Origin of the sequence: Catenuloplanes niger, assembly GCF_031458255.1 — a bacterium.
GTDB classification, from domain to species: Bacteria; Actinomycetota; Actinomycetes; order Mycobacteriales; family Micromonosporaceae; genus Catenuloplanes; species Catenuloplanes niger.
Genome location: NZ_JAVDYC010000001.1, coordinates 8,196,233 through 8,210,802, shown reverse-complemented (window position 1 = coordinate 8,210,802; position 14,570 = coordinate 8,196,233). Strand labels below are relative to the sequence as shown.

Genomic DNA, 14,570 nt, shown 5'->3' with positions numbered 1-14,570 from the left:
CGGCGGCCGCGACCGGGCGCGGTCGTGCGCGTCGTCACCCGGCACCGGCCCGGCGAAGGGCCCCGGCGCGCGCCGGGGCCCTTCGTCACGTACCGCCGGCGGTCAGTCGCGGGCCGGGAGACCCTCGGCCGGGATCAGCTCCGGCTCCTCGATCTCCGGCCGGCCCTCGCGCAGGTGCCGGTTGTTCCGCGGCTCCTGGCGGGACTTCGAGTCGTTGAGCTTGCGGCGCAGGTCGTCACGCACGTCGTTCAGCGCGGCGTGCAGGTCCTCCTCGGTCGAGGTGGTGACGATCTTCGGGCGGCCGGCGATCCAGCACTCCAGCGTGACCTTCTGGCCCTTCGCCTCCCGGTCCTTGACCGACACCTCCAGTTCGGTGGCGTCGACGTCGAAGGAGGCGAGGCGCGCGTCCAGCGTGGCGAACTGCTCGGCGATCCAGTTCCGGTCCCCCTGGGAGAATCCGGCGCCGACCCGCAGGCAGGTGGCGACGGTGGCCGGGCTCGCGGCGGTAGTCATGGCAGCTCCTCACGTACGTTCCGGTACGGCATGCCGCGGGCCGTGGCGGCCCCGCGGTGCTCGGTCTCATACCCGTTCTGCGGCGATCCAATACGCATTGGCTGCTATTTTGCGGATGTAAAAATCGAGAAATTCCAATTCGTCGCTGCGTGTCGCACATACGACAACAACCGGTGGCAGACCAGCAGTTTCTTAACCGGCACGTGACAATCCGGGATTAGGGTCCATGCCAATTGATCGCCATCACAGCGTGGCTCCCGGTTTCCGGGGAATTCCGGAGGTGCGGCATGACGGAGATCCCGGTCACATCATTGACCATCGGCATCGCGGCCACGCCGGACGACCGACGCCGGCTGGCCCGGCTGCTCGGCGACACCGAGGCGTTCCTGATCGTCTCCAGCGTCGACCAGGCCCGCCAGTTCCTCGACATCGTCGGCTCCCCCGAGTCGACCGTGATCACGACGCTCGCCGCGACCGCGACCGCCACCGCGACCATGGCCACGCCACCGGCGGCGGCCCCGGTCGTCGCGGAGCAACCGGCGCTGCGCGTCGACTCCGACCGGCGCGTGCTGCGCTGGCGGGACCGCGAGGTCAGCCTCACCCCGCTGGAGCACGACTTCCTGAACTGCCTGGTCGGCTCGCCCGGCCAGGTGTGGACCTACAAGCAGCTGCACCTCGAGGTCTGGGGCAACGAGCACCTCGGCCGCGGCTCCGACCTGCACTCCGTCGTCCGCCGCGTCCGCCGCAAGCTGGCCGACATCGGCACCTCCGCCCGCATCCTCTCGGTCCGCGGCGTCGGCTTCCGCTACGCGTCCCACTAGGGAGGTGTGGTGGAGCGAGGCCCACCACACCCGCCCCGGGGCGCGTTCAGCGGTACGCGGCGGCCTGCACCGCATAGAGGCCGGCGTACGCGCCGCCCGCGGCCAGCAGGGTCTCGTGGTCGCCGGCCTCGGCGACCCGGCCGTCGCGCAGCACCACGATCAGGTCGGCGGCGCGGACGGTCGAGAACCGGTGCGAGACGAACACGGTGATCGCACCGGCGCGCGCGGCGACGGCCGAGGCCTGGGCCGCGTACCGGTCGAAGAGCCGGTGCTCGGCATCGGGGTCCAGCGCGGACGCCGGCTCGTCCAGCACCAGCAGCAGCGGCGTACGGCGCATGAACGCCCGGCCGAGCGCCAGCCGCTGCCACTGGCCGCCGGACAGGCCGGTGCCGTCGGTGTAGGCGGTGCCCAGCGGCGAGTCCAGGCCGCGCGGAAGCGCGTCGACCATCGCCTCCGCGCCGGCCCGGGACAGCGCGTCGCGTACCGCCCGGTCGTCGCCGAGCCGCGGCAGGTCACCCACGCCCACGGTCTCCCGGACCGGGAACTCGAAGCGGACGTGGTCCTGGAAACCGGCCGACAGCCGGTCCCGCCAGCGGGCCGCCGGGATCCGCCGCAGGTCCACGCCGTCCACCAGGATTCGTCCGGTGGTCGGCGTGTACAGGCCGCACAGCAGCTTGATCAGGGTGGACTTGCCGGCACCGTTCTCGCCGATCACCGCGACCGTGGCGCCGGCCGGCAGCGTCAGGTGCACGTCCCGCAGCACCGCCCGGTCCGCGCCGGGGCGCCGGAACGAGACGCCGTCGAGCGTGATGCCGGTCCGCAGCCGGTCCGGCACCTCGCCGTCGCCGGTGGCGCCGGTGCCCGCGACCGCGGCCCGCACCTCGGCCGCGTGCCGGTACGCGGTGTCGATCCGCTGCAGGTCCCGCACCAGCGCCACCGCGGCGGTGAACTGCGCGTTGACCTGCACGGCCAGCGCGACCACGAGCACGACGGTGCCGGCCCCGGCCGCCCGGTCGACCGCGACGAGCACGGCCGCGCCGTAGGCCGGCGCGAACAGCGCCTGACCCGCCGCACGGATCGCGGCGGCACGCAGCTGACCCGCGGTGAGCAGCCCGGTGGCGGTCCGCCACAGTGCCGCGTGCCGGTCCAGCAGGAGCCCGCCCACCCCGGCGACGCGCAGCTCGCCGGCGTACCGCGGGGAGGTGACCAGCCCGAACAGGTGCCGCGCCACCCGGGTCGGCTCGGCCGCCGCGGTCCGGGCCCGGTCCAGGACCCGCTCGGCGAGGCGGGCCGCGGCCAGCGGCGGCAGCACGGCCAGCGGCAGGAACAGCAGCAGCGGGCTGACCCGGGCGAGCAGCACCGCGGTGACCGGCACGGCCAGCACCAGGCCGCCGAGGCCGAGCACCGCGCCGAGCCCGGTGTGGAACTGCCGGCTCTCCCGCTGCAGCAGCGTGAACCGGTCGGCCAGGTCCGCGCGCTCGTGGTGCGCGATGCCGTCCGAGCCGTTGGAGAGCGCGGCCAGGTCCCGGTCGAAGTCGAGCTCGGCCAGTTCGGACAGTTCGAACCAGAAGACGTGCCCGAAGTGGGTGAACGTCAGCGCGGCCACGGCCAGCACGGCCACGGCCGCACCGGACACGGCGGCGGCCACCGGGCGCCCGGTGAGCACCGCGCCGGTCATCGCGGCGAGCGCGGCGGCGATCAGTGGGCCGGCCAGCGCGCCGCCGAGCGCGAACCCGGCCGCGGTCAGGATGCGGCGCGGGTCGGCGCGCCACGCGTTGCGCAGCAGCAGGACGGCCGTGGAGATCATGCGGGCACCTGCCGGTCGTGGTAGCGGGCGGCCTGCAGGCCGTACATCCGCGCGTAGTCGCCGCCGAGCGCGATCAGCTCGTCGTGGGTGCCGCGCTCGGCGACCCGGCCGCCGGCGAGGACCACGATGTGGTCGGCGTGCCGGACGGTGGCGAACCGGTGCGACACCAGCACGGTGGTCGCGCCCCGGGTCAGCTCGGCGAACTCGTCGAAGAACCGGGCCTCGGTGCGGACGTCGAGGCTGGCCGTCGGCTCGTCCAGGACCAGCACGGTGGCGCCGTGCCGGAGCGCGAACACCGCCCGGGCCAGCGCGATCCGCTGCCACTGGCCGCCGGACAGGTCGGTCCCGCCGGTCAGGTGCGGTGCCAGCGGCGTGTCCAGCCCGGCCGGCAGCCGGTCCAGGTCGGCGGCGATCCCGGCGGCCGCGGCCGCGGCCCGGATGCCGGCCCGGTCGTCGAGCGGACCCGCGGCGCCGAGTCCGATGTTGTCCGCCGCGGACATCTCGTACCGGGCGAAGTCCTGGAACGTGACCGCGATCCGGCGCCGCCAGGCCGCGACGTCCGTCCCGGCCAGGTCCACGCCGTCGACCAGGATCCGGCCGGTGTCCGGGTCGTGCAGCCGGGCCAGCAGCTTGACCAGCGTGGACTTGCCCGCGCCGTTCGCGCCGACGATCGCGGTGCACCGCCCGGCCGGCAGCGCGAGGTCGAGCCGGTCGAGGACGGGCCGGTCCCGGCCGGGATAGGTGAACCTCACGCCGTCGAACCGGATCTCGCCGCGCACGCCGGGTGCCGGGGCGGACCCGGCCGGCGCGCCGCCCCCGGCCAGCCCGGCGAAGCGGTCGACCGCGTCGTGCGCGCGCATCCCGACCGTGGTCTGCAGGTCGACCTCCGGATAGAACTCACCGAGCCGGAGCGCGCCGAGCGTGGCCAGCACGGTCAGGAAGAACGCGGTGGCGGGCAGGTGCCCGCCGGTCGCGCCGAGCGCGGCCAGCACCAGCGCGACGGCCGGTACGCCGACCGCGGTGACCCGGTGGAACGGCGCCAGGTAGGCGGCCCGCCGCGCCGCCCACAGCGGGTGCAGCCAGGCGTGGTAGGCCGTGCCGAGCCGATCGTGCAGCCAGCCGCCGAGCCCGAAGACCCGGATCTCCTTGCCGGCGTCCGGCGCGACGGACAGCCGCCGCAGGTAGTCGATCTCCCGTTCCGGGCCGGCGAGCGCGTCCCGGGCCGCGGCGTAGCGGCGCAGCCCGTACCGCTGGGCGTGCCGGAACAGCAGCACCACACCGGCCAGCACGGCACCGGCCCACCATGCGAACGCCACCGCCACGCACAGGCAGTAGCCGGCCCACTCCACGACCCGGGCGAGCAGCACCACCGCGGCCGCGCCCGCCTGCCCGGGACTGCGTACCCCCTCCTCCAGCTCGCGGGCGGCGATCCGCAGCGCGTCCACGGTCGCCGGCCGGGTCAGTGACGTGAGGCCCGGGTCGGCGAGCGCGGCGGTCATCATCCGCGCGGTCACCGCGCCGTCGATCCGGCGCGCGGCCAGTTCGGCCAGCGCCGTCCGGACCTGCGCGAGCACCTCGCGCAGCAGCAGCGCGCCGGTCGCGACCGCGAACCAGACCAGCAGCCGCGGGCCGCGCACCGGCCCGGCCGAGGCGCCGAGGACCTGGCTGCTCGCCACCGCGAACAGCACCGGCAGCGCGCCGGTGACGAGCGCGGTCGCGGTCAGCCCGGCGACCGTCCCGGCCCCGGCGAGCGGCACCACCCGGAGCCCCGCGGTCGTCGCCCGGAGCCCCGCGGTCAGCGCGGCCGACCCGGTCACCGCCCGCAGCAGCGCGGTCATCGCCCGGCCAGCACGTCGGCGCAGCGCGGCAGGGCCAGGAACGCGGCGACGTCGTTGAGGTTGAACGGGCTGATGGTCGGCACCGCGGGCAGCAGCCGGATCAGCGGCGTCGGATACTTCGCCACGATGTGCAGGTAGTTCGGGATCAGCGTGGCCAGGTTGTCGGCGAACACCTTCTCGTGCGGATGGTGCAGTGCCACGGCCGCGCGGCTGATCTCGAACCGGGCGCCGGCCAGGTGCAGCCGGATGCCGAAGTCCACGTCCTCCCCGCCCCAGCTGCGGAAGTGCTCGTCGAACGCGCCGACCTCGCGGGCCAGCGCGGTCCGGACCGAGACGTTGCAGCTCCAGAACACGGTCCACGGCGCGGGCAGGTCCGCCAGGTCGTCGTGGTGGCGCCGGTAGAAGTCCTCGCGCATGTCCGGCCAGCGCCCGTCCGCGGCGAGCGTGGCGATCGCGGCCCCGGCGTCGGACGGGTCGATCAGGTCGATGATCGTGGCGGCGTCCTCGTTGTCCAGGTTGAAACCCCAGACGTAGCCGATGACGGCCCGTTCCCCACCGCCGCGGGCGTGCCGGTCGACGTGCGCGCGGACCAGGCCGGGATGCGCGAGCACGCCGGAGTCGAGGAACACGCTGACGTCGCCGCGGGCGTGGGACAGCCCGAGGTTGCGCACGGCGGAGACCCGGTAGCCCTCGTCCGGCTGGAAGTGGTAGCTCAGGTCCAGCCGGTCGCGGTAGGCGTCGACCACGGCCGGGGTGTGGTCGGCCGAGCCGTCGTCCGCGACGATCACCTCGAACCGGCCGGCCGGCAGGTCCTGCCGGGCCAGCGACTCCAGCGTGTGGCCGAGCAGCTCGGCCCGGTTGTAGGTCGGGATGATCACGCTGGCGCTCAGTGCGGTTGACATACCAGCTCGCTCCTGGGGTGTGCATGCGCGGCCTCGGCGACGGCCGCGACGAAGAGGTCGATCCGGGCGCGGGTGACGCCCGGCGTGCAGACGATGTGGCTGAGACCGCCGACCGACGGCATCGGCCAGTCGCGCGGCACCGGTCGCGGCGGCGTGGCGAACACGACCGTGCGGGCCTGCGGATGCGCGCGCCAGGCGGGCCAGCCGGCGGCCGTGAGCGCGCGTTCGGCGTACTCCGCGGTGGCCCGGCCCCGGTCGGCCAGCTCACGCAGCCCGTCCCGGCCGTGCCGGCGCATCAGGTACCACAGGATCAGCGCGGCGTGCCCGCTCCGCGAGCTGCTGAGCGCGTCGGGTGCGCCGCACATCAGGTCGCCGGGGTCCGCGGCGACGCCCGGGGCCCGGCGGGCGAGGTAGACACCGCACGGGAACGGGACGCCGAGGAACTTGTGCCCGCTGATCGACAGGCTGTCCGCACCGGCACCGGTCAGCCCGAACGGCGGCGGCCCGGCGCTGGCGAGTGCGAGCGGCAGCCCGGCCAGCGCCGCGTCCGCGTGCACGTACCCGCCGGTGGCCCCGGCCCGGCGCAGCGTGGCCCGGATCCGCGGTACGTCGTCGACCGCCTCGGTCAGCGTGGTGCCGACGGTCGCCAGCACGATCGCGGGCCGGCCGCGCACCAGCCGTTCCAGCGCCGCGTAGTCCATCTCGCCGCGCGGGCCGGCCGGGACCGCGACCGCGTCCATCCGCAGCAGGTCGGCGGCGCGGGCCACGCTCGCGTGCGCGGCCGTGGAGTGGTAGACGCGGGCGCCGGGGTGGCGGCGCCGGGCCTCCCACAGCCCGGCGAGCACGCCTTCGCCGCCGCCGGAGGTGACGTAGCCCCAGTGCCGGCCCGGCGCCGCGCCGAACACGTCGGCGAGCTCGCCGACCAGTTCGCGTTCCAGGTCCTTGGTGTGCCAGGCGAACACCGGGTCGGTGCCCGGGTCGCCGTAGTTGTTGAGCTCGTAGGCGAAGAACGCGGTGAGCACGGCGGGCAGCGGTGCGGACCAGCCGGGGAAGCCGACCTTGGTCCGTTCCGCCGCGATCAGCGCGAGCAGGCGCTCGGCGAGCAGCGCCTCGGTCACCGGGCCGCCCCGGCGACCAGCGCCGCGAGGGCCCGGATCGGGTCGTGGCGGGCGAACTCGTCCCGCATGGCCCGGGCCTGGCGCCGGTACGCGGCGTCGGTCAGCACCGTGCGTACCGCGTCCCCGATCCGCTCCGGGCCGGGGCGGCCGGTGCGCACGTCCACGCCGACGCCGGACCACGCCACGCGGGCGGCCACCTCGGCCTTGTCCTCGGTGTCGCCGGCCACCACCAGCGGTACGCCGTGGTGCAGCGCGGTGTGCACGCCGCCGTACCCGCCGTTGGTGACCAGCACGTCGGCGTACGGCAGCAGCAGGTCGAACGGGACGTAGCCCTCGACCCGGGCGTTGTCCGGCCGGTCCGGCAGCAGCCGGCGCACCTCGTCCGGGCCGTCCGGGCGGGCGGTGGCGACGACGACCAGCGCGTCCAGGCCGGCCAGCCCGCGCATCGCGGGGACGATCAGCTCGGACAGGTCGTCGTTGGCGAGCGTGCCCTGGGTGACCACCACCACCGGCCGGCCGGCGCGCAGTTCGGGCCACCATCCCGGCGGTTCGTAGGCGCCACCGGCCGACGGCGGCAGCGCGCCGGCGCACCGGAACGAGGCGGGCGCGTCCGTGCGCGGGTACTCGAAGGCCGGGACGGTGAGCTGCAGGTAGTGGGCGGGCGCGGTGACCGCGCAGTCGAAGATGAAGCCGGGCAGCGGGACGCCGAGGCCGGCGAACGTCTTCTCGATGTCGCGCTGCATGTCGGCGTACACCTCGAGCAGCTCGGTGTTGAGCGCGCGGATCCGGTCGCGGTCCGCGGTGAACGGCACGCCCAGCCCGAACGGGGGCGCGTCCGCGCTGGTCAGCATCGGCGGCAGCACGCCGAGGCAGACGGTGAGCGGCCGGCCCGGATCGTCGGTGAGGGAGAACGGCAGCGCGCCGAGGAAGATCGTGTCGTGCACCAGGACGGCCGCGGGGAACTCGGTGAGCAGCGCGGTCAGCTGCCGGTGCTGTGCCCCGGCGGCGTCGGCGAAGACCCGCTGCCAGAAGAACGCGTGCTGGCCCGGCCCGGGTGGGACGTCCGCGAAGCCGGGGAACGAGGCGTCCATGTCGCGGTCGTCGAAGTCGGCCTCGGGGTCGAGCGGGACGAATCGCAGTCCGGCCGCGCGGACGCGGCCGGCGTAGCGGGCACCGGTCAGGAACAGCACCTCGTGGCCGTGGGCGGCCAGGTCGGTGGCGGCGGTGAGAAGCGGGGTGACGTGTCCGTGGAAGGGCGTGGCGGCCACGATGACAGAAGTCATGGCGATCCCCTATAAGGTGCTTTGAGCTGATTGGGAGCGTTCCCAAGAGAGGGCGGCGGAACGCTAACACGCCTGCGGGTTATGAACTTTTACGTTCCCTTAAGCCCAAAGGTCACCTTTCGGGGACGTCGACGGGAGCCACCTGCGTCGATGCCGAGGAGGTCCGCCCGAAAGCGTGACGTGACGAGTGCCACAACGAAGGGCCCGCCCCCGGTCTCGTCGACCGGAGGCGGGCCCGTGGTGGGGACCGGGTGTCAGCAGGTGGTGGGGCGCAGTGCCCAGTCGACCGTGGTCGGCGTACTCGTGTTGATCTTCGTGGTCTTGGTCTGCGGCTTCCAGCCGTCCTTGGCGACGATCAGGGTGAGCGGGTTGTTGCGGTTGTCCAGCCAGTGGGCGTACCGGCCGGCCGCGTCCGTGGTGAACGTGAAGGACTGTGCCCAGGAGTCGACCTGGACGGTGGCGCCGGCCAGCGGTGCGCTGACGCCCTGGCAGTTGATGCCGGTCACGGTGCCGAGCAGCTTGCCCCAGGTCTTGGGCGGCTGGACGGTGAGCGTGACCGACACCGGCGCCACGGTGTACGGCGTGTTCTCCTTGATCGCGATGCCCGCGGTGTACGTGCCGGGCTGCTCGACCGTGCCGGCGAGCGTGGCCGTGACCGTGACCGACTTGCCGGGCGCGAGCGTCGCGGTCGTCTTGTCCAGCGTCAGCCAGGAGACGTCCGCACCGGTGGCGCACTCCTCGAAGCCGGGCAGCACCTCACTGTCCGGCAGCGCGTTGAAGTTGCCGGACGAGCCGCCCACCTTGTAGAAGCCGCAGGCCGCACCGCCGCGGTAGCGGGCGGCGTTCGCGTTCGGCAGCGCCGACCAGGTGCCGGCGTCCGGGTCGTAGGCGAAGCCGGCGTTCGTGATCGCGCCGCCCTGCGAACCGCCGACGACCAGCAGCTTGCCGTTGGCCACCGCGTACGACGACGCCCAGTTGTCGGCCGGCGCGTCCGCGATCGCGGTCCACGCCGTGCCGTCGAAGGTGTAGGACGCCTTCTGCGAGGCGGAACCGTCGTTGCCGCCGGTGCAGTAGATCGCGTCCGCGATCGCGCCGCACGAGCCGAACGCCACCGACTTCGGGTACGCGGCCGCGGTCGACCAGGTGTTCGTGCCCGGGTCGTACGCGGTCACGGTGTTGGACATCGGGGTGCAGGCGGCCGTGGTGCAGCCGCCGATCGCGTAGAGCTTGCCGTCCAGCACCGCCTGCGCGGCCGCGGCGCGCGGCGCCGGGTTGTCGGCCAGCTTGGTCCAGGTGTTCGCGTCGGGGTCGTAGGACCAGGTGGTCGGCGACGGGCCGGCCGGGCCCCAGCCACCGGTGACGTAGATCTTGCCGTCGATCGCGCCGGCCGTGACCGCGTTCCGCGCCTCGGGCAGGTCCGCGATCCCGGACCAGGCCTGCGCCACCGCGTCGTACACGTAGTTCTTCGCGGAGGACGCGGTGCCGTTGCCGCCGGCGATGGAGTAGGTCCTGCCGTCCAGCGACACGACCCGGTTGTCCATCACGTTGGCCGGGTAGTTGCCGATCCCGGTCCACGGCGCCGCGCTCGGCGCCGTGGCGGCCGGGACCGCGGTGGCGGCCATCGACGAGCGGCTGGCGAACGAGGCCGGCGTGGTCAGTCGCTGCAGCGGCGCACCGGCGGCGGCCAGGAGCTGCCGGTCGGTGACCTTGGTGCCGTCCGCGCGGAGCAGCTCGAAGCCGCCGGGCCGCTCGCTGAACTCCAGCTCGACCGGCAGCCCGCCGTTGTTCTTGACGGTGATCTTCTTGCTGACCGTGCCGTCCGGCATGCGGACCGTGCCGGTGACCGCGGCCGGGGTGACCGTGATCTGACCGGCCGCGAGCTGGAACGACGTGGCGACGACCCGGTTCGCCTTGACCGTGACGGACTTCGTCTGGGACGCGTAGTTCGCCGCGGCCGCGGTGTAGTCGATCTTTCCGGTGGCCGTGGAGACCAGCCAGAAGAAGCCGTCCTCCAGGCCCGGGTCGTCCGGCGTCGCCGCGGTGACGGCCGAGGTGCCGCCGCCGCTGACGGTGGCGCCGTTGACGTACCCGCCGGTGTTCTTGTCCTCGACGTGGCCGACGACCAGGCCGGCGGTGACCGGCTTGCACTCGAAGTTGGTGCCGATCAGCACGTTGTCGACCGCCCACCACCACTCGTAGCTGGCGTCGTAGTAGCGGAAGCGGACCTGCACGTCCGGCTCACCGGCCGCGGTCGGGATCGGGATCTCGGTGGTGCGCGGGCCGAGCGCGTCCGTGGTCTGCCGCAGCACGTTCGTCCAGGTGGCGCCGCCGTCGACGCTCAGGTCGACATCGGCCCGGTCCGAGCCCAGCCAGTTGAAGTCCTGGTTGAACCGGATCACCGGCGCGGTCACCGCGGACAGGTTGACGACCGGGCTGACCAGCGAGGTGTCCTGCGCGCCGCCGGCACCGTACTCGTCGCTGTCGACGATGGCGAAGCCGCCGGTGCCGCCGGTCTTGTTGCCGCGGTTGCCGTCGTCGGTGAACTTCCAGGTCTGGCCGCGGCCGGCCGCGTCGGTCACCGTCCAGCCGGCGGGCGTGGAGGCGGCGTCGAACGTCTCGTACTCACCGTCGGAGACCCAGCCGTAGCCGGGCGCGGTGGTGCACGCCGCGACGTCGACCGGCACCGCCTTGTCCCAGGTGGCGTCCGAGACGCCGACCGTGACGTTCTCGCTGACGGTCTGGTATCCGGGGTAGACCGGATCCACGGTCAGCTGGTAGGTCGCGCCGGCCGGCAGCTCGAGCTCGTAGTAGCCGTCGGTCGGGTCGGTGTAGTCGGACACACCGGACGGGCCCGCGACGGTGATCTTGGCGTACAGCGGCCAGCCGTGACCGGAGCCGTCCGTGATCGTGCCGGTGACCTTGACCTTCGGCACCTCGGCCAGCGCCACGTCGAGCGTGGTGGTGGCGTTGTTGCTGATGGTGACGGTGCGGGTCACGGTGCCGAACCCGAAGCCGGCGATCGTGACCGTGTAGTCGCCGGCCGGCAGCAGCACGCTGAACGTGCCGTCCGCGGCCGTGGTGAGCGTGCGCTCGACCGCGCCGGCGACCGTGACGGTGGCACCGGCGACCGGCGTGCCGCCGGGCCCGGTGACCGTGCCGGCCAGCGTGCCGGTGTCGCCGATCGGCGCCGAGTTCAGCAGCGCCAGCGCGTCCAGGCGGCCCTCGCCCCAGACGTTGTTGTCCGTGGCCGTACCGCCGCAGCTGGTGTTGTTGACGTCGATCGCGCTGCCGTCGAGCAGCGCGCGGGTGCCGGCGATGTCACCGACCAGCGCGGGCGCGGCCGACCAGAGCAGCGCGATCGCGCCGGCCAGGTGCGGTGCGGCCATCGACGTGCCGGAGATGCTCTCGTAGCCGTTGCCGGGGACGCTGGAGCGCACGTTCACGCCCGGGGCGGAGATGTTCGGCTTGACCTCGCCGTTCTGCCCGGCCCCGCGGGAGGAGAAGTTCGCGATCGCGTTGTTCACGTCGTAGGCGCCGGCCGAGTAGTTGCTGACCAGGCTGCCCGGGGAACCGCTGGTGTTGCAGCCGGACAGGCCGATGTTGCCGTTGGACCAGACGCCGAAGATGCCGGACGCGGTCCAGGCGTTCGTGATGTCCTCCATGAACGGCTCGTTGGACGGCAGCCGCGTACCCCAGGAGTTGTTGATGATGTTGGGCCGCTTGCTCGCGTCCGGGTTCTGGCCGGCGGAGTCGGTCGGCTCCAGCATCCACTGGCCGGAGGTGATCAGCGCGGCGTCGGACGGGCAGCAGCCGTTGGCCGCGATCCACTTGACGCCGGGCGCGACGCCGACCTGGTTGCCGCCGTCGGCACCGGCCATCGTGCCCATCGTGTGCGTGCCGTGGCCGTCGGTGTCGCACGGCGCGTCACCGGCACAGGCGTTGGCCGCGTCGAAGAAGTTGTAGTTGTGGTCGAACGTACCGTCGCCGTTGTTGCCACGGTACTTGCCGACCAGCGCGGGGTGGTCGAACTGCACGCCGGTGTCGATGTTGGCGATGACGACGTTCTCGCCGGTCACGCCGTACTGCGACCAGACGTCGTCGGCGTTGATGCTGGCGATGCCCCACTCGAGGGCGTTCACGGTCTTCTCGTCGTCGCCCTCCTTCGTCTCCGGGATCTCGTAGGCGACGCTCGGGTAGAGGCCCTGCACCTCGGGCAGCGCGGCGATCTTCTGGGCGGTCGTCGTGGACCCGCCGGTCACCTTGATCGCGTTGGTGGCCCAGAACGACTGGAAGCTGACCCCGGCCGAGGTCAGCTCCGCGCGCACCTTCTCCTGCGCGGCGTTCGCCGTCTTCTTCAGCTCCGCGGCGACCGCGGTGCCGCGCGCGTTCCAGTCCTTGGTCGCGGCGGCCTTGCCCAGGTCGGCCTTTGCGGTGAACCGGATCCAGTAGTCAGCCTCGGCCTTCGCCGCGAACTGCTGCGCGAGCGCCGGTGGAATCTTGTCCTCCTTGGCGGCGGCCTGCGCAGGCTGCGCGCCGACGACGGACACCAGGAGGCTCGCGGCCGCGACGGCGGTGGCCGCCGCGGCTCTAAGCAGGTGTGGACGATCGAACATCGATGCTGCCTCTCCTCGGTACGACTCGGGGGGTTGAGCGAGTCATGCGGAGGGCGGCGGAAGTCTCGCCCCGCCGTTCGGAGGATCTCGCGAACGGCGAACTTCCATGCCCAGGCTCCGGAGGGATGACGCCGGAAGCCCGAAGGGACACTATGATCTAGCAGAATGGACGATCAAGACGGTACGTAAGCAAGTTGTCACCAAGAGATAAGCATGCCGACGACGAGCCGAGCCCGCTGCTGATCGCGGTCGCGGCCTCCCCCGCCGAGCGCCTCCGGCTGGCCGAACGCCTGGAGGGGATCGCCCCGGTGCTGCTGGTCCCGGATCTGGACGAACTGCGCCGATTGCTGTCCGCGGAGCCCGGCGACGGCGGTTGACAAGCCTCCGACGTGAGCAGTTCCCGAGCATTCAGCGGGCTTACGTCGTACTCCCAGCGGACTTTGATGTTTGAAACCGCCGTTCGTGGTTAGGGAGCCGCGGCCTCGACGAGCGGGAACCAGCTGCCGCGGTTCGGCACGTCGGCCAGCACGGCATCGCCGACGACCCGCTCCAGCAGCTCCGGGTCGACCTCGGCGGCCGGCGGCGCGTGGCCCTCGACGAGCCACCTGCCGTCCGCGGTGAGCCGCACGCAGGTGTTGTCGTCGACGCAGGTCGCGGGCGCGCCCGGGGTGGTGACGCCGGTGTGCGACGTCCAGCGCGCGTCGACCAGCCGGACCGCGATCGTGGGCACGCCGCTCTCCAGCACGTCGACCGGCATGGTCAGCCCCCGGTACTCCGGCCGGTCCGCGGTCAGCCGGATGCTGCCCAGCTGCTCGCTCACGCTGAGCGGCCAGTCGTCGACCGTGCCGCCGGACGTGAGCGTGTATCCCTCCGGCACGGTGACCAGGTCGATCGGGGTGGTGGCCGGATAGGGCGCGGTCATCGTGAGACCCTCCGCGACCGCGAGAAGATCCGCCCGGGGGTACGGCTCGGCCGCGATCATCGAGATCACCGCCCACGCGTCGTCCGCGTACTGCCAGGCCACCCCGGGACGCGGCTGCTCGTCGACGAACTCCCGCTGGTAGGGCACGTTCTCGGCCCAGAAGCCGTCCCGCCCGCGCACCGTGATCCGCTCCTGGCCGAGGTAGCGCTCCGGGTCGTAGACGCCGGGCCGGTAGACGGTCAGCAGCGCGTCGTAACCGGGCCGGGAGTCGATCACCTCGCCGTTGTCGTCCTCCAGCTCGACCAGCTCGTACGGCCGGCGGATCCACGCCTCCTGGTAGCCGGGCGTGACCAGCATCGGCTCGGACACCTTCAGCTCGCCGGCGGTGTAACCGTGGAACGTGTAGCTGAACGGCGGCGCGGCCAGTCCCTGCGCCACCACGTCACCCGGCACCGCCAGCTGCCCGGTGTCCGGCTCACCGTCGGTGACGGTGATGAAACCCGGCGCGTTCCGGGCGACGATCACGCCGGTGACCACCACCGCCGCCACCGTCAGCGTGGCGCTGATCAGCGCGATCCGGGTTCCCAGACGCTCCCGTCGCAGGTCACGATCGGTGGGTGGGGTGTCGTACACGATGGAGGCTCCCGGTCCGGCTCCGCTGACATGTCGCCGTGGGTAACGGAACGAGGGGGGCCACCGGTTCACCCACGGATCGAGGAATTTCCCGTCATCAGGCGACCGGGGTGGGCGGCA

10 protein-coding genes are annotated in these 14,570 nt (G+C 73.3%); 2 read left to right on the top strand and 8 right to left on the bottom strand.

Annotated features, from left to right (window positions below):
* Positions 1–102 precede the first annotated feature (102 nt).
* On the bottom strand, positions 103–513 hold the full coding sequence (locus tag J2S44_RS36110) for an HPF/RaiA family ribosome-associated protein (RefSeq protein ID WP_310423641.1): 411 nt from the start codon (positions 511–513) through the stop codon (positions 103–105).
* Between the two features lie 287 nt (positions 514–800).
* Here J2S44_RS36110 and J2S44_RS36105 point away from each other — a divergent pair, with 287 nt between their 5' ends.
* Complete coding sequence (locus J2S44_RS36105) at positions 801–1,334, top strand: winged helix-turn-helix domain-containing protein (protein ID WP_310423638.1); 534 nt, start codon at positions 801–803, stop codon at positions 1,332–1,334.
* Positions 1,335–1,380: 46 nt separating this feature from the next.
* Here J2S44_RS36105 and J2S44_RS36100 read toward each other — a convergent pair whose 3' ends face one another.
* The 6 genes from J2S44_RS36100 to J2S44_RS36075 form a co-directional block, all read right to left on the bottom strand.
* Entirely contained in the window at positions 1,381–3,141 is a 1,761-nt protein-coding gene (locus tag J2S44_RS36100) for an ATP-binding cassette domain-containing protein (protein WP_310423635.1), read from the bottom strand.
* Complete coding sequence (locus J2S44_RS36095) at positions 3,138–4,979, bottom strand: ABC transporter ATP-binding protein (RefSeq protein ID WP_310423632.1); 1,842 nt, start codon at positions 4,977–4,979, stop codon at positions 3,138–3,140. Before J2S44_RS36095 ends, J2S44_RS36100 begins: the two co-directional genes overlap by 4 nt.
* Positions 4,976–5,881, bottom strand: coding sequence for a glycosyltransferase (locus tag J2S44_RS36090; protein ID WP_310423629.1), 906 nt, complete (start codon positions 5,879–5,881; stop codon positions 4,976–4,978). Before J2S44_RS36090 ends, J2S44_RS36095 begins: the two co-directional genes overlap by 4 nt.
* Positions 5,866–6,999, bottom strand: coding sequence for an aminotransferase class V-fold PLP-dependent enzyme (locus tag J2S44_RS36085; RefSeq protein ID WP_310423626.1), 1,134 nt, complete (start codon positions 6,997–6,999; stop codon positions 5,866–5,868). Before J2S44_RS36085 ends, J2S44_RS36090 begins: the two co-directional genes overlap by 16 nt.
* The gene (locus J2S44_RS36080; protein ID WP_310423622.1) at positions 6,996–8,282 is read right to left on the bottom strand and encodes a glycosyltransferase; all 1,287 of its coding nucleotides are present in this window, start codon (positions 8,280–8,282) and stop codon (positions 6,996–6,998) included. Before J2S44_RS36080 ends, J2S44_RS36085 begins: the two co-directional genes overlap by 4 nt.
* Positions 8,283–8,536: 254 nt before the next feature.
* The gene (locus J2S44_RS36075) at positions 8,537–12,895 is read right to left on the bottom strand and encodes a S8 family serine peptidase (protein WP_310423619.1); all 4,359 of its coding nucleotides are present in this window, start codon (positions 12,893–12,895) and stop codon (positions 8,537–8,539) included.
* Between the two features lie 194 nt (positions 12,896–13,089).
* Between J2S44_RS36075 and J2S44_RS36070 the strand changes: the two genes are divergently transcribed.
* A complete protein-coding gene (locus J2S44_RS36070) occupies positions 13,090–13,272 on the top strand; it encodes a hypothetical protein (protein ID WP_310423616.1) in 183 nt (60 codons plus the stop codon).
* 89 nt (positions 13,273–13,361) lie between these two features.
* Here the strand turns inward: J2S44_RS36070 and J2S44_RS36065 are convergent, their stop codons facing one another.
* Positions 13,362–14,450, bottom strand: a complete 1,089-nt coding sequence (locus J2S44_RS36065; RefSeq protein ID WP_310423613.1) for a hypothetical protein — start codon at positions 14,448–14,450, stop codon at positions 13,362–13,364.
* Positions 14,451–14,570 lie beyond the last annotated feature (120 nt).

Excerpts from the sequence above, each read along its gene's own strand:
- J2S44_RS36110 (WP_310423641.1), bottom strand. The coding sequence starts at position 513 with ATGACTACCGCCGCGAGCCCGGCCACCGTCGCCACCTGCCTGCGGGTC.
- J2S44_RS36080 (WP_310423622.1), bottom strand. The coding sequence starts at position 8,282 with ATGACTTCTGTCATCGTGGCCGCCACGCCCTTCCACGGACACGTCACC.
- J2S44_RS36105 (WP_310423638.1), top strand. The coding sequence starts at position 801 with ATGACGGAGATCCCGGTCACATCATTGACCATCGGCATCGCGGCCACG.
- J2S44_RS36100 (WP_310423635.1), bottom strand. The coding sequence starts at position 3,141 with ATGATCTCCACGGCCGTCCTGCTGCTGCGCAACGCGTGGCGCGCCGAC.
- J2S44_RS36090 (WP_310423629.1), bottom strand. The coding sequence starts at position 5,881 with ATGTCAACCGCACTGAGCGCCAGCGTGATCATCCCGACCTACAACCGG.
- J2S44_RS36075 (WP_310423619.1), bottom strand. The coding sequence starts at position 12,895 with ATGTTCGATCGTCCACACCTGCTTAGAGCCGCGGCGGCCACCGCCGTC.
- J2S44_RS36095 (WP_310423632.1), bottom strand. The coding sequence starts at position 4,979 with ATGACCGCGCTGCTGCGGGCGGTGACCGGGTCGGCCGCGCTGACCGCG.